At 54.9% G+C, this 612-nt stretch carries 1 protein-coding gene and 1 pseudogene; both read left to right on the top strand.

Going from position 1 to position 612, the window contains the following annotated elements; genetic code table 11:
- Positions 1-194, top strand: a pseudogene (locus E2H86_RS25745) (RNA polymerase factor sigma-54); the annotation flags it as partial.
- 50 nt (positions 195-244) lie between these two features.
- Positions 245-598, top strand: coding sequence for a ribosome hibernation-promoting factor, HPF/YfiA family (gene hpf / locus E2H86_RS25740; protein ID WP_004633388.1), 354 nt, complete (start codon positions 245-247; stop codon positions 596-598).
- The last annotated feature ends 14 nt before the right edge of the window (positions 599-612 follow it).

Raw genomic sequence — 612 nt, 5'->3', positions numbered from 1 at the left:
GGGCGGCGTCATCCACCGCGATACGCGCGCTCATCAAGCAACTTGTAGGAGCCGAAGACCCGAAGAATCCTCTGTCCGATAGCAGAATTGCCGAACTGTTAGGTGAACAAGGATTCGTGGTGGCCCGTCGGACGGTGGCCAAATACCGCGAAGCCCTCAAGATCCCTGCAGTGAATTTGCGCAAGTCTTTATAGCCGCATCGCGGGCAGTTCCGGTGCGGCTCATCTTGAGAAGGAGAACCGCTATGAACTTCAAACTCAGTGGACACCACCTGGACATCACGCCTGCTTTGCGTGAGTACGTGGAAACGAAACTGGAGCGTGTGATCAGGCACTTCGATCAGGTGATTGGCGTCAGCGTGTTGCTATCGGTCGATAACCACAAGGAGAAGGATCGGCGTCAGTACGCGGAAATCAACCTGCACCTCAAGGGTAAGGATGTCTTCGTCGAATCACACCATGAAGATCTTTATGCGGCCATCGACCTACTCGTCGATAAGCTCGACCGGCAAGTGATCAAATACAAGGACCGCGTGCAAGGGCACGATCGTGACAGCATGAAGCATCAGGCCTTCCAAGCCGTGCAGATGCAGCAATAGCGAGACCGCACCAC

This window comes from Pseudomonas putida, from assembly GCF_004357765.1.
GTDB classification, from domain to species: Bacteria; Pseudomonadota; Gammaproteobacteria; order Pseudomonadales; family Pseudomonadaceae; genus Aquipseudomonas; species Aquipseudomonas putida_U.
This window is presented reverse-complemented; position numbering and strand designations above follow the sequence as displayed.

Excerpts from the sequence above, each read along its gene's own strand:
- hpf (WP_004633388.1), top strand. The coding sequence starts at position 245 with ATGAACTTCAAACTCAGTGGACACCACCTGGACATCACGCCTGCTTTG.